The 23220-nt window shown below is 74.7% G+C and carries 21 protein-coding genes; 11 read left to right on the top strand and 10 right to left on the bottom strand.

All coding sequences use genetic code 11. The annotated features are described in order from the left end of the window. The first annotated feature begins 7 nt into the window (after positions 1 to 7). A complete protein-coding gene (locus tag ACIPAE_RS29710) occupies positions 8 to 2047 on the top strand; it encodes a protease pro-enzyme activation domain-containing protein (protein ID WP_402449304.1) in 2040 nt (679 codons plus the stop codon). A gap of 98 nt (positions 2048 to 2145) precedes the next feature. Here the strand turns inward: ACIPAE_RS29710 and ACIPAE_RS29705 are convergent, their stop codons facing one another. Both ACIPAE_RS29705 and ACIPAE_RS29700 read right to left on the bottom strand, forming a co-directional pair. After that, the gene (locus ACIPAE_RS29705) at positions 2146 to 3810 is read right to left on the bottom strand and encodes an MFS transporter (RefSeq protein ID WP_402449301.1); all 1665 of its coding nucleotides are present in this window, start codon (positions 3808 to 3810) and stop codon (positions 2146 to 2148) included. A gap of 289 nt (positions 3811 to 4099) precedes the next feature. After that, positions 4100 to 5158 (bottom strand): NAD(P)/FAD-dependent oxidoreductase, encoded by a 1059-nt coding sequence (locus ACIPAE_RS29700; protein ID WP_402449299.1) that lies wholly within the window; start codon positions 5156 to 5158, stop codon positions 4100 to 4102. 100 nt (positions 5159 to 5258) lie between these two features. On the opposite strand from ACIPAE_RS29700, the gene ACIPAE_RS29695 reads away from it, so the two are divergent. The 6 genes from ACIPAE_RS29695 to ACIPAE_RS29670 all read left to right on the top strand — a co-directional run bounded on the left by ACIPAE_RS29695 (position 5259) and on the right by ACIPAE_RS29670 (position 9969). Beyond that, positions 5259 to 5828 (top strand): XRE family transcriptional regulator, encoded by a 570-nt coding sequence (locus ACIPAE_RS29695; RefSeq protein WP_366412915.1) that lies wholly within the window; start codon positions 5259 to 5261, stop codon positions 5826 to 5828. Positions 5829 to 5934: 106 nt separating this feature from the next. Next, complete coding sequence (locus ACIPAE_RS29690) at positions 5935 to 6849, top strand: class I SAM-dependent methyltransferase (protein ID WP_402449296.1); 915 nt, start codon at positions 5935 to 5937, stop codon at positions 6847 to 6849. Between the two features lie 96 nt (positions 6850 to 6945). Further along, the gene (locus ACIPAE_RS29685; RefSeq protein WP_402449293.1) at positions 6946 to 7161 is read left to right on the top strand and encodes a hypothetical protein; all 216 of its coding nucleotides are present in this window, start codon (positions 6946 to 6948) and stop codon (positions 7159 to 7161) included. 3 nt (positions 7162 to 7164) lie between these two features. Then, entirely contained in the window at positions 7165 to 8100 is a 936-nt protein-coding gene (locus ACIPAE_RS29680) for an FAD:protein FMN transferase (protein ID WP_402449291.1), read from the top strand. A 4-nt stretch (positions 8101 to 8104) separates the two neighbouring features. Continuing rightward, complete coding sequence (locus ACIPAE_RS29675) at positions 8105 to 8764, top strand: response regulator transcription factor (RefSeq protein WP_329372416.1); 660 nt, start codon at positions 8105 to 8107, stop codon at positions 8762 to 8764. After that, positions 8761 to 9969 carry a sensor histidine kinase gene (locus tag ACIPAE_RS29670; RefSeq protein ID WP_402449289.1) on the top strand — a complete coding sequence of 403 codons (1209 nt, stop codon included), beginning with the start codon at positions 8761 to 8763 and terminating at the stop codon, positions 9967 to 9969. The genes ACIPAE_RS29675 and ACIPAE_RS29670 overlap by 4 nt, the downstream gene beginning before the upstream one ends. 12 nt (positions 9970 to 9981) lie before the next feature. Here the strand turns inward: ACIPAE_RS29670 and ACIPAE_RS29665 are convergent, their stop codons facing one another. Next, positions 9982 to 12240 (bottom strand): hypothetical protein, encoded by a 2259-nt coding sequence (locus ACIPAE_RS29665; protein WP_402449287.1) that lies wholly within the window; start codon positions 12238 to 12240, stop codon positions 9982 to 9984. Positions 12241 to 12351: 111 nt separating this feature from the next. Here ACIPAE_RS29665 and ACIPAE_RS29660 point away from each other — a divergent pair, with 111 nt between their 5' ends. Further along, positions 12352 to 13083, top strand: a complete 732-nt coding sequence (locus ACIPAE_RS29660; RefSeq protein WP_402449284.1) for an SOS response-associated peptidase — start codon at positions 12352 to 12354, stop codon at positions 13081 to 13083. A 47-nt stretch (positions 13084 to 13130) separates the two neighbouring features. Here ACIPAE_RS29660 and ACIPAE_RS29655 read toward each other — a convergent pair whose 3' ends face one another. The 4 genes from ACIPAE_RS29655 to ACIPAE_RS29640 form a co-directional block, all read right to left on the bottom strand. Then, complete coding sequence (locus ACIPAE_RS29655; protein WP_402449282.1) at positions 13131 to 14879, bottom strand: alpha/beta fold hydrolase; 1749 nt, start codon at positions 14877 to 14879, stop codon at positions 13131 to 13133. A gap of 87 nt (positions 14880 to 14966) precedes the next feature. Beyond that, positions 14967 to 15611, bottom strand: coding sequence for a response regulator transcription factor (locus tag ACIPAE_RS29650; protein ID WP_329374517.1), 645 nt, complete (start codon positions 15609 to 15611; stop codon positions 14967 to 14969). A 53-nt stretch (positions 15612 to 15664) separates the two neighbouring features. Continuing rightward, positions 15665 to 17047, bottom strand: coding sequence for a sensor domain-containing protein (locus ACIPAE_RS29645; protein WP_402449279.1), 1383 nt, complete (start codon positions 17045 to 17047; stop codon positions 15665 to 15667). Positions 17048 to 17215: 168 nt separating this feature from the next. Then, positions 17216 to 18022, bottom strand: coding sequence for a class I SAM-dependent methyltransferase (locus ACIPAE_RS29640; RefSeq protein WP_329372428.1), 807 nt, complete (start codon positions 18020 to 18022; stop codon positions 17216 to 17218). Between the two features lie 249 nt (positions 18023 to 18271). On the opposite strand from ACIPAE_RS29640, the gene ACIPAE_RS29635 reads away from it, so the two are divergent. The 3 genes from ACIPAE_RS29635 (at position 18272) to ACIPAE_RS29625 (ending at position 20288) form a co-directional block, all read left to right on the top strand. Beyond that, a complete protein-coding gene (locus ACIPAE_RS29635; protein ID WP_329374519.1) occupies positions 18272 to 19063 on the top strand; it encodes a metalloregulator ArsR/SmtB family transcription factor in 792 nt (263 codons plus the stop codon). 55 nt (positions 19064 to 19118) lie between these two features. Beyond that, positions 19119 to 19691, top strand: coding sequence for a hypothetical protein (locus tag ACIPAE_RS29630; RefSeq protein WP_402449276.1), 573 nt, complete (start codon positions 19119 to 19121; stop codon positions 19689 to 19691). A 69-nt stretch (positions 19692 to 19760) separates the two neighbouring features. Next, the gene (locus ACIPAE_RS29625; protein ID WP_366412926.1) at positions 19761 to 20288 is read left to right on the top strand and encodes a flavodoxin domain-containing protein; all 528 of its coding nucleotides are present in this window, start codon (positions 19761 to 19763) and stop codon (positions 20286 to 20288) included. A gap of 391 nt (positions 20289 to 20679) precedes the next feature. On the opposite strand, the gene ACIPAE_RS29620 is transcribed toward ACIPAE_RS29625, so the two are convergent. The 3 genes from ACIPAE_RS29620 to ACIPAE_RS29610 form a co-directional block, all read right to left on the bottom strand. Beyond that, positions 20680 to 21084, bottom strand: a complete 405-nt coding sequence (locus ACIPAE_RS29620; RefSeq protein ID WP_402449273.1) for a nuclear transport factor 2 family protein — start codon at positions 21082 to 21084, stop codon at positions 20680 to 20682. Positions 21085 to 21182: 98 nt separating this feature from the next. Continuing rightward, positions 21183 to 21788, bottom strand: coding sequence for a GrpB family protein (locus tag ACIPAE_RS29615; protein WP_402449270.1), 606 nt, complete (start codon positions 21786 to 21788; stop codon positions 21183 to 21185). A gap of 34 nt (positions 21789 to 21822) precedes the next feature. After that, positions 21823 to 23148 (bottom strand): MFS transporter, encoded by a 1326-nt coding sequence (locus ACIPAE_RS29610; RefSeq protein ID WP_402449268.1) that lies wholly within the window; start codon positions 23146 to 23148, stop codon positions 21823 to 21825. Between the last annotated feature and the right edge of the window lie 72 nt (positions 23149 to 23220).

Genomic DNA, 23220 nt, shown 5'->3' with positions numbered 1-23220 from the left:
GGGACCGATGGGACGAGAGCGCCGGCGTGAGCGGGGAACGGCGACGGCCGCGGCCGACGGCGGTGGTCGTGGAGCGGCGCGTGCCGTGGCCGCCTGCCTTGCCGTGATGGCCGCGGGCGCGGTGCTGGGGGCGCCCGACACCGCACGCGCGGCGTCCACCGCCACGGTGCCGGGCTCGGTCTCCCCGGCGGTGCCCGCCGCGACTCTCGTCGGGGCCGCGCCCTCCTCCCAGGCGATGACCGTCCAGGTGTGGCTGGCGCCCGACCTCGCGGGCGCCGAGGCGTTCGCGGACGCGGTCGCCACGCCGGGCAACGCCGAGTACCGGCACTACCTGGCGCCGAGCGCCTACACCGCGCGGTTCGCCCCTACGGCCGCACGCGCCGAGGCGGTCGCGTCGTGGCTGACCGCCAAGGGGCTCAAGGCCGTTCACGTCGACGGCGGGCGTGACTACGTCTCGGCGACCGGGCCGGTGTCCGCGGTCCAGTCGGCGTTCCAGGTGCGGATCGGCCGGTACCGCGCGAAGGACGCGGCGGGCGGTGGCGCGGAGTTCCAGTCCAACGACCGCGAGGTGTCGGTGCCGGCCGCGCTCGCGCCCGACGTGCTGGGCGTGACCGGGCTCGGCGACGGTTCCGCGGCACGACGCGGCACCGCTCAGTCGGCCCCGACGGCTCCGACGGCATCGAACTCCCCGGACTCCCCGAACTCCCCGGACTCCTCGAACTCCTCGAAGCCGGCGACGTGTTCCCGCTCCTGGGCGCAGCACGTGCACGGCTTCCACCCGGCCTACCGGGGGCTGACCAAGGCGTCGCTCCCGATCTGCGGCTACTCCGCCGCCCAGTTGCGCGCGGCCTACGGGGCGACGTGGACGGCCACCGGCAAGGGCCAGACCGTCGCCCTGACCGAGGAGACATCGCCGACCGCGATGTTCCAGACGCTGACGGACTACGCGAAGAGCAACCACCTGCCGCTGCCGAAGCGCTCCCAGTTCAGGCAGGTCACCGCCGGCAGCGCCTGCGCGTCGCCGACCCGGGCCCGCGACGCGGCGGACGGGCCCGCCGTCGACGACGAGGCGGAGATGGACTCCGAGGCGGTCTACGCGATGGCGCCCGGCGCCGACCAGTTGATGGTCGTGGGCCAGGGCTGCGACGAGGACCAGGCGCTGCTCGACGCCGCGCTCGCGGTACTGAACGGGAAGGGCGACCGTCCGCGGGCCTCCCTCGTGTCCAACTCGTGGCAGATCCCGCTGGGAGAGGTGCCGGCGAAGACCGTGCACGCGATCGACGTGCGGGCCGCCGCCGAGGGGGTCGGCATGTACTTCGCGTCCGGTGACACCACCGGCCTGACGGTCACCGACTCCGACCCGTACGCGGTCGCGGTCGGCGGCACCACCGTCGGCCTCGGGCCGGCCGGGAACCGGGTGTTCGAGACCGGCTGGTCCGACGACTACGGCTACCTGGACGGCGGCAAGTGGACCGACGTCGGCATCAGCGGCGGCGGCGGAGGCACCAGTGGCGTGTACCGGCAACCCGCCTACCAGAAAGGCGTCGTGCCCCCGTCGATGGCGCGGGTCCGGGTCGGCAAGCAGACCGTCACCGGCCGGGCGGTGCCCGACATCGCGGCCGACGCCGACCCCGACACCGGCATGCTGACCGGCTACATCGACACGGTCAGCCACGGCAAGCCGGGGCCGTACCACACGATGCCGAACGCCGGCACCAGCCTGGCGTGCCCGCTGATCGCCGGGCTGGTCGCCGACGCGCAGCAGGGCCGCGAACCCTTCGGCTTCATCAACCCGCTGCTCTACCGCCTGGCCGGCACCCGAGCCCTCCACGACGTCCTGCCGATCCGCCCCTCGGCGCCGCAGCAGGACCGGAGCGCCTGGATCGCGGCCGACGGCGCCGGGACCAGCCCGGGCATCGACGTCTTCGACGCCCAGGACCCCGCCCAGACCCAGCAGGTCACCGCCAAGGGCTACGACACGATGACAGGCGTCGGCACCCCGAACGGCCCCGCCTTCCTCACCGCCCTGCGCCGCGCCCCCCGCTGACCGTCCCCCGACGCGCACCCGCTGGACCCGCACGCCCGGCGCACGGTCCACCAGAGGTCGTGCCCGAGGGGTCGCCGAGATGCCTGCCGGCGCGATCGTCACGCCGGGTCCGGGCCGCCCGAGGGCGGGAGGGCGCCGGCGGGGGAGACGGGGACGGCGGCGGGGGAGACGGGTTCGGCGGGGGTCGGTCGGTCCGTCGAGGTGGGTGCGGGGCGGAGCGGGCCGCGGGCGAGGAGGTAGAGGAAGAGGGCGGCCATGACGGCGACGCCCGCCCACATGGCCCGCTGCCAGCCGTCGACGAAGGACCGCTGGGCCGCGTCGACCAGTTCGTGGGCGTGGGTGCCGGCGCCGTTCGCGGCCTCGACCGCGTTGGCGACGCCTTCGCGCGCGGTGGCGGCGGAGCCGCGGGGTACGCCGTCGAGCCGCCCGTCGATGGCATGGCGGTACCCGGCGGACAGCAGGGCGCCGAGGAGCGCGACGCCGAGCGCGGTGCCGAACTCCCGGGTGACGTCGTTGAGCGCGGAGGCCACGCCCTGGCGCTCCCGCGGCAGCGCGCTGGTGATGGCCTCCGTCGAGGGCGTCATCGACAGTCCCATGCCGATCCCCATCGCGAGCATGCCGGGCAGCACCGACAGGTAGCCGCCGCTGACGGAGACGAGCGCCGCCATCAGGGCCAGCCCGGCACCGGCCAGGAAGACGCCGGCCGCCATGGTGGACCGGCCGCCGATCCGCGCGGCGAGCTTGGGCGCGAGGCCGGAGGTGAGCATCATGAGCACCGCCATGGGCATGAGCGCCACCGTGGACAGCAGCCCGGACCAGCCCAACACGGCCTGGAAGAACGGGAAGAGGACCACGAAGATGCCCGCCTGCACGCCGAAGACCGCCAGCAGCGTGATCGATCCGGCGGCCGGCCCGCGCGCGCGGAAGAGGCGTACGTCCAGCAACGCGGCGTCGCGAAGGCGCAGTTGCCACGCCACGAATGCGGTGGCGGCGACCACCCCGACGGCGAGGGCGAGCAGCGTCGCGGGAGCGGTCCAGCCGCGTTCGGGACCGTCCTGGAGGACGAGGATGAGGCCGACCACCGCGACGATCGAGGTCAGCGCGCCGACGGTGTCGAAGCTGTGCCCCGACCGCTCACGGGAGTGGGGAACGAACCGCAGCGCCATCACGAGCGCCACGACGACGAGCACGACCGGCAGGACGAACAGCCAGCGCCAACTCGCCAGGTCCACCAGGGCGGCGGACAGGAACATGCCGACGATGCCGCCCCCTCCGGCGACCCCGGTCCACACGCCGATCGCCCGGCCGCGCTCCTCCGGCGGGAAGGTGGAGGTGATGACGGCGAGCGTGATGGGCATGATGATCGCCGCGCCCACCCCGCTGAGCACCCGCGCGGCGAGCATCACCTCCGTCGACGGGGCGAGCCCGGCCGCCGCGCTCGCCGCACCGAAGACGGCCAGACCGGTCAGCAGCATCGGTTTGCGGCCCACCCGATCGCCGAGCGAGCCGAGCGGCAGGAGCAGCGCGGCCAGGGTGAGCGTGTAGATGTTGATGATCCACAGGATGGTGCTCTGCGAGGCGCCGAACGCGACCGCGAGGTCCGGCTGCGCCACGTTGAGCCCGGACACCGACGCGATCACGGCCATCAGCGCGACGCAGACGGCCACCAGGATGGTGCGACGCCGGCGGGCGTCCGGCACGCCCTCGCCGGTCGCGCCGACCGGATCAACGGCGCCTACCTGGGGGAACGGGTTCGTACTCAAGGGGTCCTCCGGACAGCGGGAAACGGACAGCGGGAAACGGACAGCGGGACTGCGGAAAGGGGCATGCGGACAAGCGGCGCGCGGCGGTCGCCGGGCGCGAGGGCGGGTGTCGTGAACGGGTCCGCGGGGCACGTTCGTCCGCGGATACGTGCGCGGGCGGTAGCGCGGGCGCGGATACGACGCGCCGCGGGGGGCGGGTTCACCGGTCTACGGGCCTACGGGATCGGGGAGTTGCGGGGCCGCTGGGCGTTCACCGGCGGCAGGCGGCGCCAGTCGGCGTCGGCGGGTTTCAGGCGGCGCTGTCGTCGCGCCGCACCGCCGCGAGCGCCGCCTCGGTGTCGGCCGCGGCCAGGTCGGCGTTGATGTGGGCGCCGGCCAGCGCACCCGCCGCCGCCGAGGCACCGACCTGGGCGGTGAGGTCGGTGGCGTTGCCGGCCACCCACACCCCGGGCACGTCGGTGACGCCGGCCGGGCCGGCGGAGAAGCGGCGGCCCATTCCGCCGGGGAAGTCCTCCATCGGAAGGCCGAGCCCCTCCAGCCCGTCGGTGCGGGCGAGCATGCGGGTCACGACCGCGAGGAATCGGCGGGCCACGAGGTGCCCGTCGGCCAGGCGCACGCCCGCGATGCCGCCCGCCCGGTCGGTGACGACCCGTTCCAGCGGGGCGTCGACGATCCGGATGCCGCGGGCGGCGAAGCGCGCCCGGGTGTCGCCGTCGAGCTCGGTGCCGCGGCTGAAGTAGACGAGGTCGTCGGTCAACTGGCGGAAGAGCAGGGCGTGGTGGACCGAGGCGGAGCCCACGGCCAGCACCCCGACGGACTCGTCGCGCACCTCCCAGCCGTGGCAGTACGGGCAGTGCACCACGCCGTGGCCCCAGTGCTCGGCGAGCCCGCGCACGTCGGGCAGGACGTCGCGCAGCCCGGTGGCGACGAGCAGGCGTCGCGCGGTCAGGGCGCCGCCGTCGGCGAGGGTGACGGTGAAGCGCGGGTCGTTGCCCTCGGCGGAGGCGGAGGCGGAAGCGGAGGTGGAAGCGGAGGTGGGGGTCGAAGCGGAGGCGGGTGCGGCCGAGGCCACCTCACCGGCGACGACCAGGCCGCCGTAGCGGCGTACCTCCTCGCGCCCCCTTCGCAGCAGCTCGGCCGGCGCGGTGCCCTCCAGGCCGAGCAGGCCGTGCACGGCGTCGGCGGGTGCGTTGCGCGGGGTGCCGCTGTCGATCACGACGACCGAGCGGCGGGAGCGGGCGAGCATCAGCGCGCCGTTCAGTCCCGCGGCGCCGCCGCCGATCACCACGGCGTCGACCGTCCCGCCCGGCAGCTGGTCGGTCTCCCACCCGGAAGCGGTCACAGCCATGGCGTCGTCCTTTCCCTCTGGCCGGCCGCGGCTGTTCCGGGGCCGTACGCGTACTCACGACGATAGGCACGCCTTGCGAGAGGGGCATATGATCTTGCCTATGGCGCAAGACGATGGTGAGCTGGAAAGCCTGGTACGCAAACGGATCAGGGCCTTGCGGGTGGCGCAGGGCTGGTCGCTGGAGGAACTGGCCGGCCGGGCCAAGGTCAGCCAGTCCACGCTCAGCCGGATCGAGAACGGGCAGCGCCGGCTGGCGCTCGACCAGCTCGTCACCCTCGCGCGGGCCCTGGACACCTCGCTGGACCAGCTCGTCGAGACCGCCACCGACGACGTCATCACCAGCCCGATGATCGACGCGGCCCACGGGCTGATGCGCTGGCCGATGAAGGCGTACCCGGGCATGAGCGTGCTGCGGCAGCGCATGACGAACCCGCCGCCCGACAACCCGGCCCGCATGCGCGCCCATCCGGGCCGCGAGTGGCTCGTGGTCCTGTCCGGCACCGCGGTCCTGCTGCTCGGCAACCGGCGCATCCGCGTGGAGGCGAACCAGTCCGCGGAGTTCCCCACGATGCTGCCGCACGCGATCGGCGCCGAGGGCGGGCCCTGCGAGATCCTGGGCATCTTCGACCGCGACGCGCGCCGCGGCCACCAGCGCGGTGAGGACGCCTGAGCCGGCACCCCCGGCCTCTTGCGCGTCCGGCAGCCCATCCGGCCCTCGTCTTGCGCACCCCGGGAACCGTGGTGCCGCGCCGGCGCGGTCCTCCTAGCGTGGCCGTATGACCCACGCTTCCCCGCACCAGGCACACCAGGCGCAGCAGGCTCGCACAGCAGACCCGGCGCACCCGGCGCAGCACGGCGCGCGCCCCCTTCCCCCGCACACCCCCGACTCCGACGGCCAGGCGGAGCTGCTCGACCTGGACGCGGAGGTGCTCGCCGAGCACACCGCGGCCATCACCGCGTGGCTGCCGCTCGACGTCGAGCCGCGGCACATCGTGGACCTGGGCTGCGGCACGGGGGCCGGCACCTTCGCCCTGCTCGCGCGCTTCCCCGCGGCGGAACTGACCGCCGTGGACGCCTCCGCGGGCCACCTGGAGCGGTTGCGGGAGAAGGCCGAGGCGCTCGGGGTCGCCGACCGGGTGCGCACGGTGGCGGCCGACCTCGACGGGGATTGGCCCGACCTCGGCCGGCCCGGGCTGGTGTGGGCGTCGGCGTCGCTGCACCACCTGGCCGACCCCGACCGCACGCTGCGCGCGGTCCGTGAACTGCTCGCGCCCGGCGGCCTGTTCGCCGTCGTCGAACTGGCCGGCTTCCCGCGCTTCCTGCCCGCCGACGCGCCGCGGGAACGGCCCGGCCTGGAGGACCGCTGCCACGCCGCCCTCGCACGCCACCACGCCGAGCACGTGCCGCACCGCGGCGCCGACTGGGGCCCCAGGCTGGCCGCCGCCGGGTTCGCCGCCGCGGGCGAGCGGACGATCAGCGTGCGCGTCGACGCCTCCCGTGACGACGCCGTCGGCCGCTACGCGCTCAGCAGCCTTGAGCGTCTGCGCGCCGGCGCCGCCTCCGCCCTTCCTGCCGAGGACCTCAGCGCGCTCGACCGACTGCTCGACACCGGCGGCCCCTTCAGCATCCTGCGCCGCGACGACCTCGCGGTCCGCACCGAACGCACCGTATGGGCCGCCCGCCGCGCCTGACCCGGGGGAGGTCCGCCGGCGGACGTGTTACCCGGACGTTAGGTCGCGGCGGGAACAGTGGACGGGCAACCAGCCCGCCTGCTGGAAGAAGCTGCCATGACGAGGACGAGTGGTGCGCTCAGCCGTCCGGACGGCCGGCACCGTGCCCGGACCGTGCCGCCGCTGCGACGGCCGTTGCGAGGACCGTTACGTCCCGGCGTGGTGTACGGCGCCGTGCACGGCACGGTGTACGGCGCGCCGCACGGCACGGCGTACGCGTCGGCCGCCCGCGCGCGGTCCCGGCGGGCGGCCCACTCCGCGGCCGGGCGCTGACCGGTGCGCACCGCGAGGGAAGGCGTCCTGGGCGCCAGGATCTCGATCGCGGCCCCGGACGCCGTCGACTTCGGCACCTTCCACCGCGCGACAGGGGCCGCCTTCGCCTTGCTGCACCGCGTCGAGGAGGCCATCTGCGCTCCCCGGCAGGGCAGTTCGGTCCGCCTGATCTGCGAGGGACTGCTCGGCGCCGCCGACCTCGACGGCCACCTCGGCGGGCGGGAGAGCCACGAGGCGCGGGAGCTGTGCGAGACGCTGCGGGCCGTCGGGGAGCGCGCTTCAGCCGCCTGGGACGGCGGAGGCCGCGCCGGACGCGGCCAGGACAGGCGCGGCCAGGACAGGCGCGGGCAGGACGGACGCGGCCAGGACGGGCGCGGGCGCGTACTCACAGGACAGGACGGCGGGGTTCCGCGGTTCGATCCGCGCGAAGCGGTCAAGTGCTGGGCGGCGGAACGCGCGAGCGTGCTGCTGGCCGCCCGCGGGCTGTCCCGGCACGTCTTGAACGCGGGCGGCGACCTGCGGCTGCGATCCGATGCCGGCGCCGGCGCCGCCTGGCGGGTGCGGCTGGCCCACCCGCGCGTGACGGGCGGGCTGCTCGCCACGCTGGAGATCCTCGAAGGAGCGGTCGCCACCTGCCAGGCCGCCGAGCGCGCCGCCTCCGTCCGCGCGCCCGCGACCGGACCAGGTGCCACCGGCCTCACCCAGGTCACCGTGACCGGCCCCGACCTGGCCCGGGCCGACCTCCATGCCGCGGCAGCGATGGCGCAGCCGACCACCGCGCGCGCCCGTGCCTGGCTCGACCGCCTCGCCGCCGCCACCCCGTACCAGGCGCTGAGCGTCGACACCCGGGGCCGTATCCACGCCACCTCCGGTCTGGCCGGCCTGATCCGCCTGGAAGGGGAGCCGGCGGCCGGGGAAAGCGGCCAGGGGACAGGATGAGGCCATGCGTATCCTGATAGTCGAGGACGAGCAGCGGCTGGCGGCCGTCATAGCCGAAGGGCTGCGTGACCAGGGCATGGCGGTGGACGTCAGCCACGACGGCGACGACGCGCTGACCAAGGTCGAGATCAACGGCGGCTACGACGTCCTCATCCTCGACCGCGACCTGCCCGGCCGGTCCGGCGACGAGGTCTGCGCGGAACTCGCGGGCCGGGCCGAACCGCCGATGATCCTCATGCTCACCGCCCTGTCGGGCATCGACGACCGCGTCGACGGGCTGGCCCTCGGCGCCGACGACTACCTGGGCAAGCCTTTCTCCTTCGCCGAACTCACGCTGCGCGTGCGGGCCTTGGGCCGACGCAAGGGATCGCACGGAGTGACCCTGGTCTGCGGTGACCTGACGATGGACACGTTGCAGCGGACCGTGGTGCGCGGCGGCCGGCCGGTGCCCCTCACCGCCAAGGAGTTCACCGTGCTGCGGCTGCTGCTGGCCGCGGACGGGGCGGTGCTCAGCCATGAACAGCTCCTGGAGCGGGCCTGGGACGAGAACGCGGACCCGTTCACCAACACCGTACGGGTGACCGTCAACCGGCTCCGGCGCAAGCTCGGCCCGCCCGACCTGATCGAAACCCTCGTGGGCGCCGGCTACCGGATCGCCCGGTGACCGCGCCCGGCCCCACGGCCGGCCGGCTGCGTCGTATGGTGCGCCGGCTGCGTCGGCCGTCCCTGACCATTCGCACGCGCCTCACCCTCACCTACGCCGCCTTGTTCACGGTCGGCGGCAGCGCCCTGGTGCTGGCCATGACCACCGCGCTCTACCACGAGATCTTCCGCCCGCTGCCCGCCTCCGCGATACCCGGCAGCCTGGACCCCGACCACGACAACTTCGTGGGCCTGTCCGACCAGATCCGTGACGCGGCGGCGTCGCGCCTGCTGGTCATCGCGCTGCTGCTGCTGACGGTCGTCGTCGCGCTGTCCACCCTGGTGGGCTGGTGGGTCGCGGGCCGGCTGCTGCGGCCGATCGCCGAGATCACCGCCGCCGCGCGCAAGGCCACCGACGCGACCCTGCACGAACGGCTGCGCCTGTCCGGGCCGTCCGACGAACTCAGGGAACTCGGCGACACCTTCGACGAGATGCTCGAACGCCTCGACCGCGCCTTCGGCGCCCAACGCCGGTTCGTCGCCAACGCCAGCCATGAACTGCGCACACCGCTGGCGCTGACCCGGGCGGCCGTCGAGGTCACCCTCGCCAAACCCGTCGTCACCGAGGCGCAGTGGCGCACCATGGCGGCCGACGTCGCGGACGCCACCGGGAGCGCCCAGCGGCTGATCGCCGCGCTGCTGGTACTCGCCCGCTCCGAGCGCGGCGCCACCGACCTGGTCGAGGACGACCTCGCCGACGTCGCGGCGGAAGCGCTCGACCAGGTCGCCGGCCGGGTCCGGGTGCGGGGCCTGCGCCTGGAGACCGACCTCGTCTCCACCCCGCTGCTCGCGAACATCGCGCTGCTGGGCATCGCGGTCGCCAACCTCCTGGAGAACGCGGTCCGTTACAACAGCGAGGGTGGCCTGTTACGGGTCACCGCCGCCCCGACCGGCGACGGCGCGGCGCGGCTCACCGTGGTCAACGACGGGCCTGCCCTGCGACCCGACCACGTGGAGAAGCTGTTCGAGCCGTTCAACCGCGGCGACCGCACCCGGCGCCGCAGCGGCCCGCGCGACCTTCCGGACGGCACGGGACTGGGCCTGTCCATCGTGCGGGCCGTCGCCCGCGCCCACAGCGGCAGCGCCACGGCGACGGCCCGCACGGAGGGCGGCCTGAGCGTCACCTTGCGACTTCCCGCGGACGCCGGCCGCGACACTCCGCCCTGACCGGCACGCCCCTTACGCGTGCTGGTCCTGGTGCGCGGGCTTCCGGTGGACGGGCTTGCCGTGCGACGGCTTCTTGTGCGGCGGTTCGTGGTGCGGGGGCCGCGGGCGCGGAGCGCTGCCGACGGTGATGGTGACGCTCGCGGGCCGGCTGGCGACCTGGTTGCCGTGCGGATCGGTCCCGGCGGCCACGGCCACGTTGGTGACCGGGCAGTCGCAGCCGTCCCCGCCCTTGCCCTTGGTCGTCCCCTCGGCCTTCCCGCATGCCTCGGCGTCGGCCTTGGTGATGGTGTAGCTGCCCTGGCAGGTGGTGCTCGCCCCGGGCGCCAGCGTGGTGGCGTCGCAGGTGATGCCGGTGACGCGGTCGTCGCTGACCAGCACGTCGTGGAGGTCCGTGCTGCCGGTGTTGGTGACGGTGTAGGTGTACCGCACGGTGTCGCCGGCGGCGTAGGGGCCGGGGGTCGCCACGCGCTTCTTCAGGGTGAGGTGCGGTGCCCCGACCGGCAGCGTCTGCTGGGTCGGCGGGGAGGTCACCGTGCGGTCGTCCGAAGTGCCGCTCGCCGTGGCGGTGTTGGTGACGAAGCCGGCCGTTCCGTCGGCCGCGGTGATGGTGTAGCTGCCGTGGCAGGTGGTGCTGTCGTCAGGGCTCCCCGCGGGGGCGAGCGTGGTGGCGTCGCAGGTGACGCCGGTGATGTGGTCGTCGTCGACGCGGACCCCGGTCAGCCGCGTGCCGCCGGTGTTGCGTACGGCGTAGGAGAACTCGACCGTCTGGCCGACGGAGTACGGTCCGGGGGTCTGCGCCTTCTTCTCCACCACGACGCCGGGCGGCAGTTCGATCGGCACGTGCTCCGACGACGGCGGTGACGTGACCGTCTGGTCGTCGGAGGTGCCGCTGGCGGTGGCGGTGTTCTCGATGGAGCCGTGCGCCACGTCCGCGGCGGTGACCGTGTACGTCGCGGTGCAGGTCGTCGTCTCGCCGGGCGCGAGCGTCGTGGTCGGGCACGACACGGGACCGGTCTTCGGGTCGTCGACGGTGAGGCCGGTGAGGTCCGTCCCGCCGGAGTTGGTGACCACGAAGTCGTAGGGGACCCGCGTGCCGGCCACCAGGTCGCCGGGCAGCGGCTGCCGCACCTGCTTGACCAGGTCGAGCCGGGGCAGCGGCTGATCGCTGCTGACGGCCACGTTCCGGATGAGGTGGACGTCGGTGAACAGACCGGTGGAGGCCGCGAACCCGAACTTGTACGTGGCGGGCAGCGGTTGCGGTGCGGGGGTGCTCAGCACCTGGTGGGGGCCGGTGCCGTCGTTGAAGTCCACCGAGACGTCCACCACCGGGTCGGGCGCCGGGGTGATCTGCACGTGGACCCGGCGGCGCGACGGTTCGAGCGCGGTCTCGGCCTGGACCGGGGTGGCGCCCGCCGGCAGCTCGGTCAGGGGCCCTTGCAACCGCCCGGGAAGGGTCGAGGGCCAGGGCCCGGTGGTGCTGAAGTTGTTCGTGGTGGCGGTCAGGAAGCAGTAGCCCTCGGTGCCGTCGCCGGGGCCGCGCAGCGTGACCATGTTGGCCCCGGGGGCCGGCACGCGGAACTGGGTCCCGGCGGGGGACCGGTCGGCGCAGCCGTTCCCGCGGTGCTCCCAGTCACCGAAGTAGTTGCCGAGGACGTCGAGGCCGACGCCGAGGTAGCCGCCGTCCACGCCGGGCAGGAAGGTGGCGGCGGGGTCGTCGTCGGGGAGCTTCTGGGCGTAGCCGAGACTGCCGCCGAAGGCCCCGGGGTGGGTCAGCGCGCGGTCGCCGTCGACCAGGAAGAACGAGATGCCGTCGGCGGGGGTGGCCGGGGTGGTGCTGCCGTACTGCCACTGGTCGAAGGTGACGTCGAGACCCTGCGTGGCGGGCAGCGCGTGGTTGTAGAGGACCGCTCCTGACTGGTCGTTGGACGCGTCGGTGAGCCGCAGGTAGCCGTGCGGCGCCCCGTCGGCCGGCGGCACCGGCCCGGTCCCGTCCGGGCAGCCACCCAGCGGATGGTCCCCCGGGCCCGGCGCCGGCGCGGCGGCGGCCCCGGTCAGGCAGGCCGACCCCACACCGGTGAAGTCCGGCGCGGTGGCCTGGGTGAACGTCTCGCCGATCAGGGGCGTGCCGCCGGCGCGGGGCTGGGCGTGGGCGCTGGTGTCCAGCGACAGGGCCGCCCCGGCGCCGAGCGCGAGGGTCAGCGCGGCCGCGGTGACCCTCGCGGTCCCGACCCGGGGCAGGCCGAACCGCCATGGCTTCAATCGTCTCGTCATACCTTCAGATATCGACCGTTCGCCGGGAGTCCGACCCCGGTCGGCGCGCCGGGTACGCCGGACGGCTGCGCGATGATCCCCACCTGGCGGCGGGCGTGGCACGGTGGAGGGATGTGCGGAAGGTATGTCGCGGCCAGGGCCGCGCAGGATCTCGCGACCGCGTTCGCCGCCCAGGTGCAGGTCAGGGAGGGGGAGCAGGCGCCGGCGGTGAGCTGGAACGTGGCCCCGACCGACCAGGTGTGGGGCGTGGTGGAACGCAGGGGCGAGGAGGCCGCCGAGCCGGTCCGGCAGCTGCGCCCGCTGCGCTGGGGGCTGGTGCCGTCCTGGGCGAAGTCGCCGTCCTCGGGGGCGAAGCTGATCAACGCGCGGGCCGAGAGCGTCCACGAGAAGCCCGCCTTCCGCAGGGCGTTCGCCACCCGGCGCTGCCTGCTCCCCGCCGACGGCTACTACGAATGGGAGACCGTCCCGGCGACCGAGCACAGGAAGGCGGCGAAGAAGCCGTACTACCTGCACCCGGCCGACGGTTCGCTGCTGGCGATGGCCGGCCTCTACGAGTTCTGGCGGGACCGGTCGCTGCCGGAGGACGAGCGGGAGTGGATCGTCTCCTGCACGATCATCACCACCGACGCGACCGACTCCTCCGGCCGGGTCCACCCCCGGATGCCCCTCACGATCGCCCCCGAGCACTACGCCGAGTGGCTCGACCCGGACCAGCACGCCCCGGACGACCTGCGCGCCCTCCTGGCGCTCCCGTCCGACGGCGACCTGGACCTGCGCCCGGTCCCGCCCACCGTCAACAGCGTCCGCAACGACGGGCCCGAACTGATCGCCGAGGCACGCTGAGGGCATGAGCACGGGCCGGGGCAGGCCGGCCGGGCCGGGCGGGCGGTTCAGGTGGTGGACGGCGCCGGGCCGAAGGGCTGGACGTCGCCGCGGCAGTGGGTGACCTTCGGGGCGCGGGCCAGCGGCCTGAGCAGGTAGTCGAACGCCGTGTCGTCCACGCAGGCCGATGTCCCCAATGCCTCGTGGCCCCAGCTGTCGCTGGAGACCAGCCGGCTGTTGGGCAGCAGCCCGGCCACCTTCACCGCGCTGTCGTAACTGGTCACCGGGTCCCACAGGTCGCCGATCACCAGCACGGGCGCGGCGGTGCGCCGGTCGAACGGGCCCCGGTAGACGGCCTCGTCCTGCGCGGGCCAGGTGCTGCCCGCGCACTGCACGCTCAGCCAGGCGTAGTACGCCCCGAAGTACGGGGCGTCACGGTCCGCCGCCGCGGCGGCGGCCGGCCACGACGCGGCGCGCGCGGCGTGCGGACCGTCCGCGCACACCTTCCCGGAGAAGGCTTCGAGCCGGTTGTCGTAGCCCGCCGCGGGCTGCGCGGCGGGGTGGCGCGCGAGGAAGCGCCGGACCACGGCGGCGTGATCGGCGCCCGCGCTGCCGGGCGCGGTGAGCCGCGCCAGGTCGGTCAGGTCGGCGAACAGGCCGACGTACCCGTCCGGGTCGTGCAGCCACTGCTCCGTGTCGCGCACCAGGTTGGCGTACGTGTAGGTGGTCGTGGTGACACCGGGCGCGGCGAGGCGCAGCGGGTGGGCCCGCAGCCGATCGGCCAGCCGGCCGAACCGGGCCTGGGGGTCCGCGTCGGCGAAGGAGCAGACGGACGGCCCGGCCCGCCCGCAGCGGTCGAGCAGTTCGTGCAGCGCGCGGTAGCCGGCGGCGGCGGAGCCCATCCGGTCGAAGACCGGCTGATCCGCGCGGGCCGCTGTGCCGGCGATCGCCTGCGGGTCGACGATGCCGTCGAGCGCGATCGCCCGGACCCGGTCCGGGAACATGTTCGCGTAGACCTGCCCGAGGTAGGACCCGAAAGACTCGCCGAGGTAGGTCAGCTTGCTGTCGCCCACGGCCCGCCGCAGCACGTCCATGTCGCGGGCGTCCTGGGTGGTGGACATCGCCGAGGCGACCTGCCGGCCGGTGGTCGCGCAGGCCCGGCCGAACGTCTCGGCGGCGCCGACCCAGGAGCGCTGCTCGGCCGCCGTCACGGGAAAGGGGGCGGAGGTGAGCGGGCCCAGTGCGCGGGCCTGCCGCGCCGTCGTGCCGAAGCACCGGATCTGCCGGCTGCCGCCGACCCCGCGGGGGTCCACCCCGACGATGTCGAACCGGTCGAGGATCGGCTGGCTCACGCCCTGCGGCAGCAACGCGGCGAAGTCCCTGGCCGAGTCGCCGGGCCCGCCGGGGTTGACGAAGAGCGTGCCCAGGCGGTGCGCGGGGTCCTTCGCCCCGACCCGCAGCAGCGCCACGTCGATGGTCGCGCCGAGCGGCTTGCCGTAGTCCAGCGGGAGGCGGGCGGTCGCGCACGCGTCGGTCTTGCGGCAGGCCGTCCAGCGCAGGACAGGCGTGGGCACACGGTCCACCAGGCGGGCCTCGGCGCCGGCGGTACGGGCCGGGGACGGGGTTGAGGCCGGGGTCGAGGCCGTGACCGGGGCGGCGGCCCGTACCGCCCGCGCCGGTCCGGGTATCCAGGCCAGGCCGGCCAGGGCGAGCAGGGCCGCCGCCACCGCGAAGGCCACGACGAAGGGTGTACGGCGCCGGCCGTGCCGGGTCCTGGGCCGCCGCGGCATGCCCGGGAAGTGAGGTCTCGCTGTCATGCGGACCACCGTCGCGTACCGGCGGGACCCCGGTCACCGGAGCAGGCCGGAGGGTTCGGGGTGTGGCTGGCCCCACCCCCCGCCCGGTCAGGCCCTGAGGTAGGCGAGGACTGCGAGCACCCGCCGGTGCCGGGCGTCGTCGGGCGGCAGCCCGAGCTTGGTGAAGACGTTGCCGATGTGCTTCTCGACCGCGCTGGCGGAGACCACCAGCCGCCGGGCGATGGCCGCGTTGGAGTGGCCCTCGGCGATCAGCGCCAGGATCTCCCGTTCGCGGGCGGTCAGCCGCGCGAGGGCGCTCTCGCGGCGCCGCCCGGTCAGCAACTGCGCGACGACCTGCGGATCGAGGACCGTCGCACCGCGGGCGACCCGGGCCAGTCCGTCCAGGAACTCCTCGACCCGGGCGACCCGGTCCTTCAGGAGATAGCCGACCGCGCCGGCGCCGTCCGCCAGCAGGTCGGCGGCGTAGGACGCCTCCACGTACTGGCTGAGCACCAGCATGGGGGCGCCGGGCAGTTGCGAGCGGGCGGTGATCGCCGCGCGCAGGCCCTCGTCGGTGTGGGTGGGCGGCATCCGCACGTCGACGACCGAGACGTCGGGGCGGTGCCGCAGCACGGCCTCGACCAGGGCGGGGCCGTCGCCGACCGCGGCCACCACCTCGTGGCCGTCCTCGGCGAGCAGGCGGACCAGGCCCTCGCGCAGCAGCACCGCGTCGTCGGCCACCACGATCCGCAGCGGGTCGCGGGCGGCGCCTTCCAGCGGCGGTACGGGCGCCGTCCCGTACGGGGTCAGCACGGCAACTCCGCGGTGATCGTGGTCGGGCCGCCCTCGGGGCTGCTGATCCGCAGCCGGCCGCCGACCGCGTGCAGCCGGTCGTCCAGTCCCCGCAACCCGTGCCCCTTGTCCAGTGCCGCGCCACCCGCTCCGTCGTCCGTCACCCGGACCCGCAGGACGCCCGCAGCGTAGCGCAGCCCGACCGTGCACCGGCCGGCGCGGCTGTGCTTGGCCACGTTGGTCAGCGCCTCGGCGACCACGAAGTACGCGGCCGTCTCGACGGCGGCGTCCAGCCGGCGCTCCAGCGGTTCGGCGTCGATCTCGACCGGGACGGTGGAGCGCGCGGCCAGCGCGGTGAGCGCCTCGCGCAGGCCGCGGTCGACGAGGATCGGCGGGGCGATGCCACGCGAGAGGCCGCGCAGTTCCTCCAGCGCCTCCTGGGTCTGGACGATCGCGTCGGCCAGCGCCGCCCTGACCGCCTCCGGCCGGCTGTCGAGGTGGCGCTGGGCGCGGCCCAACTCCATTGCCAGCAGCACCAGTCGCTGCTGCGGCCCGTCGTGGATGTCGCGTTCGAGCCGGCGCAGCGCGCTCGCCTCGGCCGTCACCGCGGCGACGGTCTGGGCGCGCGCGGTGTCGCGTTCCTGCTCCAGCCCGCTGATCCGGCGGTGCACCGCGGTCGCGCCGGACAGCAGCGACCGCCCGAGCCCGGTCTGGGCGGCGACGCACGCCCGCGTCACCAGCGGCAGGGTGACCAGCACCAGGACGCCGAGCGCGGTCCCGAACGCGGCCCGCTCGGCCGGTGACGCCAGTCCCAGGCTCAACGCGACATGCGAGCGGTCGCTGCCCGCGTACAGGGACATGGGCCGCATGTGCCGCGACCCGGAGGGCGCGTACTGGTAGCGCAGCGCGGCCGTGGCGCCGCTGACGCCGACGAACCACCACAGTGCCGTGACGGCCGCGGTGACCAGGGCGAGGGGGAGTACGACCACCGGGTGCGCCACCTCCAGCCACAGCCCCGGGTCGGCCCCGGCGACCGTCTCCCTCGGCGTGGCCCCCTCCGGACGGAACTTCCTCGGCCCGGACACTTTCGGCCCCGCGCCCGGGCGCCGCGCCCCGGCGGGGAGGGGGCGGACCGCGGCGATCCGCCACCGTTCCACGTCGGCGAACCACCGCACCGGTGCCAGCGCCCACGCCGGGACCCGCGGCCCGCCCGGCCGCAGCGCACCGGCCGCCCGGACACCCAGGCCGCCCAGCACCAGCAGCAGGCCGGCCGCGGCGGCCACGGGCGCGGTGAGCAGGTACGACGACTCCAGGAGCGCGCGGCGCCCGGTACGCAGGAGATACCGGCCGCCCGGCCGCCACCAGCCCCGAACCGCAGCGGGGAACGACTCGGTCATGGCCGCAGCCTAACCAAGCGTGCCGCCGCCCGGTCCGCCCACGGGGCCGCGGACGCGGCGCTGACCAGGCGGCTCACGCAGCTCACACGGCTCACGCGGCCCGGGCGGCAGCCGGGGCAGCCGGGGCAGCCGGGGCAGCCGGCCGGCTTCGGCTCGGTCGGCCGCCGCTCAGCCGGTTTTGACGAGTACCGCCTGGAGGAGCCGGGCCCGGTCCTGCTCCAGGTTGCCGAGATACGTCTCCAGCTTCCGCTCGAAGTCCGGGACGTACACCTGCAGCCCGAGCGGGGGCAGCGGCTCGGCCAGGAGCGCGCGCGTGAACGCCGCCGAGTCCGCCGTCAGGTCGTTCCACGCGCGGACCTCGAACCCGGCCGCCCGCAGGATCTGCCGCAGGACCTCCGGGGTCACCAGGTGGCTCAGTTCCGGGCGCTCGGCCCACATCACGGGGAAGCGCAGCGGCCGGACGGGGCCGGCCACCACGTCCCACAGCGCCAGCCGGCCGCCCGGCGCCAGGACCCGGGACGCCTCGGCGTACAGCCGCGCCTTGTCGGCGATGTTCATCTGGACGTGCTGGCTGACGACGACGTCGAACGCGCCGTCGGGGAACGGCAGGTCGAGCACGTCCCCCTCGCGGACGTCGATCAGGTCGCCCAGGCCCGTCCGCGCGTTGAGCCGGCGGGCGGTGTCGCAGTACTCGGGGGTGAGGTCCACGGTCGCCACCTGGCAGCCGACCTGCCCCGCGAGGTGGCGCGCGGTGCCGCCCACTCCGCTGCCCGCGTCGAGCACCCGGTCCCCGGCGGTCACCTCCGCGAGCCGGACCAGGGAGTCGGTCGCGAGGCGGCCGAGGAGGTGGAACTCCTCCAGGAAGTCGAGGTCGGACGGGCTCAGGGAGCCGCCGGGCGGGTGCCCGGCGGCCAGGAGCGCGCGTTCGATCCGGTCCCACGTGCTGCCGGTGGCATAGGGCATGTCGGTGGTCATCCGCGGTGTCCTCGGTGGTCGGCGGGCGGGGACGGGACGGGCAGGACGTCCCGCTCTGACGATACGTCAGGAGGTCGGCCTGGGTGGTGGATTGGGGCATCGGGGCGACCGCACCGGGCGGGCGGGGTGCGGGGCGTCGCCCACCGCCGCGCGGCCGGGCTCGCGGGTGGTGCGGGGCGCGGCGGCGGTCGCGGCTGGCATTATGCAGGTGAATACCTGCATAATGGGGGAGTGAGCTTCCCGAGAGCGATGGACGCGGTGTTCAAAGCACTGGCCGACCCGACCCGGCGCCTGCTGCTGGACCGGCTGCGCGAGCAGAACGGCCAGACGCTGGGCGAGCTGTGCGAGCGGCTGGACATGGCACGCCAGTCGGCGACGCAGCACCTCGACGTCCTGGTCCGGGCCGGCCTCGTGACCGTCGTACGACGCGGACGGGAGCGGCTGCACTACCTGGACCCGACGCCGATCCACGAGATCGAGGAGCGCTGGATCTCGGGGTTCGACCGGCCCCGCCTGCAAGCGATCAGCGCCATCAGGAACCGAGCAGAGGAGTACGCCATGAACGACGCACCCACGACCGTGCCGACCTACGTCTACGTCACCTACATCCGCGCGAGCGCGGAGCACGTGTGGCGGGCCCTGACGGACGCGGACCTCACGGCGCGCTACTGGGGGCACGCCAACGTCTCGGACTGGCAGCCCGGCTCGCCCTGGGAGCACCGGCGGACCGACGGATCAGGCGCCGTCGACGTCGTCGGCAAGGTGATCGAGGCGGAGCCCCCGACCCGCCTGGTCATCACCTTCGAGGACCTCCCCGACGCCCGGACCACCAGGGAGCCCTCGGTCGTCACCTTCCTCGTCGAGCCGCACGAGGACATCGTCCGCCTCACCGTGACCCACGAGAATCTGCCCGACGAGGACATGCGCAAGGGGATCTCGCAGGGCTGGCCGGCCGTGCTGGCGAACCTCAAGTCGCTGCTCGAAACCGGCGACGTGCTGCCGCAGGCCCCCTGGGAGATGTCCTCCGGCGGACACGCCTGACCCGGCCCGCACCGACCGACCGACCGACCGCCCGCACCGACCGAAGGAAGCGGACATGATGGACACCACCCCGCTGCGGGACGCCTACCGCGCCCTGCTGGACGCGGCCGCCACCGTGGCCGATGCCGATGCCGATGCCGATGCCGGTGCCGGTGCCGAGGCCGACGCCGACGCCGACGCCGACGCCGGTTCCGTGCCGCCGGCCGGCGAGTGGGACGCCGACCAGATCCTCGCGCACGTCACCCTCGTCAACGCCGCGACCCTCGCCGCCGTCGCCCTGGTCGCCGCCGGGTCGAGCGCGACCTACGACAACCGCGTCGCGCTCGACCCCTGGACCCTCGCGCGCACCATCGCGCGCGCCGGCGGCAGCGCGGGGCTGCGGGACCGCGTCCGCCACCAAGCGGACGCCCTGTGCGCGCTCGCCGGTCCCGCCCTCGGCGAGGCCGAACTCGACACGCAGGTCCCCACGTTGCTGCTGTCCAACGGCGAGCTCCTGGTCGACCGGCCGATGCCGCTCAGGGACCTCGTCACGGGCCTGGCGGAAGCGGAACTGCCCGGCCACACCGCACAGCTCCTGGCGCTGCTGCCGCGGTCGCGCCGCGAGCCCGATTGTTCGATGATGAACTAGAGGCGTACGGAACGAGGGGCGTGCGGAAGCGGAGGCACCGGGCAGCGCGACCGGACGAGGTGAACGCTCATGGGCGCAGACCATCGGGTCCTCGTCGGCTATGCGTCGAAGAACGGATCGACCGCGCAGATCGCGGAGTGGATCGGCGCGCGGCTGCGGGAGCGCGGCCTGGAGGTCGAGGTGCGGGCCGCCCGGGGAACGCTCGACTGCTCGTACTACACCGCTGTCGTCCTCGGCTCGGGACTGTACGAAAGGCGCTGGCTGCGCGACGCCGTCCGCTTCGTCCGGCGGCATCGGCACGAGCTGCTGAGGGTTCCGGTGTGGCTGTTCAGCAGCGGTCCGCTGGACGGGGCCGCCGGGGCGCGGGCGATCCCGCCGGTCGAGCGAGTGGCCCGGCTCGCCGAGCGGGTCGACAGCGCGGAGCACGTCACCTTCGGCGGCCGGCTCGCGGAGGGGGCCGGCGGCCTCGTGGCCCGCCAGCTCCTGGCCCAGGGCAAGGGCGGGGACTTCCGCGACCGCGACCGGATCGTGCGCTGGGCCGACCACATCGCCGACGAGCTGCTCGCCGGGGCGGACACCCCGCCCGCGCGGGTGTAGCGCCCTGCGGGTGGAGCGCCGCGACCACGCGACGCGCCCTGCCCGGGTTCCGGGCGGGGGCGGGTCGCGTGGAGCGCGATGCGGGGGCGGGCCGGCCCTGGGTGCGGCCCTGGGTGCCACCGGTTCGCGCGGCCGACGCTGATGGCGCGTCAGTTCCGATGCGTCAGTCGACCGTGACGTTCACCGTCGGAGAGTGGACGTTCCCGGAGGTCACCAGTACTCCTGAGACGGCGACTTTGTGATCGCCTTCACCAACGTCACACGCGCGATGTCTGCCCGCGTCCCAGGCCGGGCGGCAACCGCCCCACCAGCGCCTCACATATCGCATAGCGGCAGGTGGCGGCATATGCCGAAGCCGAGGATCTTTACCCGCTCTACCCGTCTCCCGGGATCATGCTCCGTCGATGGTCCGGCCCGGCATCGGCTCGGCGAGCGCGATCCGCCCGGCCGGTGCGCGGAAGGGGTCGGCGAAGTACTGCGTCTCGTGCACCACCTGCCGGTCGGCGAACTGCATGACGCTCACCGTGTACGACGGCACACCGTCGTAGGTGATGGTGCACTCGCTCACCCACAACTCGGCGTGGCCGGTGATCTGTCGGACGGTGAAGTGCCGGTCGGCCGGGTGCCCGCCGCGCTGCGCCGCGATCGTCGCGCGGCCCCGGAACCGCTCACCCGACTGCGGGTAGTCGAGGATCGCGTCAGTGGCGTAGAGGGCGTGCTCGGCTTCGATGTCGCCGCGCTCCGAGGCGCGCCAGTGCTCCTCGATCGCCGCCCTGATCAGGGAGTCGGCATCCATGGCACCACCTTTCCGGGGTGCCGCCAGGCTAGGCGCTCCCGGCCGCGTCAGGTGCGGCGGCGGGCGGGGGCGGGGCGGGGGAGTCCTTCTTTCGGCCCCTACGCTCCGGGGCTCGCGTCGGCGTGCGGGGTCCAACCGGTCGCGGTGGCCCAGGACTCGGCGACCGCGATGACGAGGTCGACCACGGGGTCCTTGACGTCGGCGTAGGTGCCGACGTCGTTCACGGTGCCGGCGAGCACGCTCTTGAAGCGGGCATAGCCGGGGACCGCCTCCGGGTGGGCCCGGAACCAGTCGCGGAACAGCAGGGCGAGCCGCTCGTTGGGGGCTCCGAAGAGGCGGACGTGCAGATTGACGTCCTCGCCCGCGGTGCCGCGCCGTGACCACTGTCGCTTCGTCCAGCGCTCCCGGTCGTCGTCGAGCCCGGCGGGAACGTGGTCGTGCTGGTAGGGGGCCCGCTGGAAACCCCGGTCGGCCAGGGGCCGGTCGAACGCGCGCTCCGCCGCCCGCAGATCGTCGACGGTGACCTGCAGGTCGAAGACCGGTTTGGCGGCCATGCCGGGGATCGCTGTGCTGCCGATGTGCTCGGCGTACCGCGCCGACGGCCCGAGCACGGCACGCAGTTCGTCGGCGAGGGCGAGTCCCCGCGCCTGCCAGCTGGGGTCGGGTTCGACCACGATCGGGGCGAGCGTCACGTCTTCGGGCATGCGACCCAGTGTAGGGAGGGCGGCCGGCGGCCCTTCACGAAGCGGCCGCGCTGTCGCTGTCGGTGACCTGCCCGGGCTGCCCGGGCTGCGCGACCTGTTCGGGCTGTTCGGGCTGCGCGGGCGAGGAGGCCACGACGCCCTGCGGCGGGGTGACGGCCGCGGTGATCGCCGCGGCGATACCGAGGAGGACGGCGACGGAGGTGAGCGCCCGCAGGATGGTGATGTGGTCGGCGAGCAGACCGATCGAGGGCGGGCCCGCGAGGAACGCGCAGTAGCCGATGGACGCGATGACGCTGACCCGGCCGGCGGCGTACTGCGGCTCGTCGGCCCCCGCGCTCATGCCGACCGGAAAGCCCAGCGAGACACCGAGTCCCCACAGCACCGCGCCGACGAACGCCAGCGGCGTGGCGGGGGCGAACACGAACAGCACCGTGCCCGCGATGCCGAGCACGGCCAGCACGCGGATGACGGGCACCCGGCCGTGGCGGTCGAGCAGCGTGGGCCCGAACCAGCGGCCGAGCGTCATCGTGGACAGGAACGCGGCGAACGCGAGGGTGCCGACCAGCGCCGAGGTGCCGTAGCCGTCGATGGTGGCGATCCCGATCCAGTCGTTCCCGGTGCCCTCGGCGAAGGCGAAGGCGAGCACGAAGACGCCGATCAGCAGCGTACGGGGTTCGCGCCATGCCGCCAGGGCGCTGCGCGCGGCGGGGGCGGGCTCGTCGGAGGGAGCTTCGGACGGCACGTCGGACGGCTCCTCGACCGGGGAACGGTCGGACACGAAGCCGCGGGTCCCCCAGGGGACGGCCACCGCGACGGCCGCCGCGGCCAGCAACAGGTGCGCGGTGACCGGCACATGGAGGGCGACCATCCCCGCGCCGATCAGCGCGCCCGCGACCGTACCGAGGCTGTAGCCGGCGTGGAAGCGGGACATGATCGACCGCCCGAGGTGCCTCTCGACCAGCGCCCCGTGCACGTTCATCGCCACGTCCCACGCGCCGGTGGCGAAACCGAGCAGGAACAGCCCGGCCACCACCGGGATCGGGCCGCTGGGGTACCCGACGGCGACGGTGGCCAGACCCGCGGACAGCAGCACCGACATGCCCGCGACCGTGCGCCTGGTGCCGATGCGGTGGATGACCGGCCCGGCCATCGGCAGCGCGATCAGCGAGCCCGCGGCGATGGCGAGCAGCACGAGGCCGAGCCGCGCGGGGGAGAGGTGGAGGTGGTCGCGGACCTGCGGAATCCGCGAGGCCCAACTCGCGAACGCGAGACCGCAACCCGTGAAGGCGATGTACGTGCCCCGGACGGCACCGCGTATCTGCGCGGGCGAGGGCACGGCGAGGGCGGGAGTGGACGGCATGGGTGGCGGCTCCGTTGCGGATGGTGGTCGGGCCGCCGCGGTTCCCCTGCTGGCCGGCAGGCCAACCGTAGC

This window comes from Streptomyces sp. NPDC087270 (genome assembly GCF_044744625.1).
Taxonomy (GTDB): domain Bacteria; phylum Actinomycetota; class Actinomycetes; order Streptomycetales; family Streptomycetaceae; genus Actinacidiphila.
The sequence above is the reverse complement of the archived record's forward strand: the minus strand, read 5'-3'. Positions and strand labels throughout refer to the sequence as shown.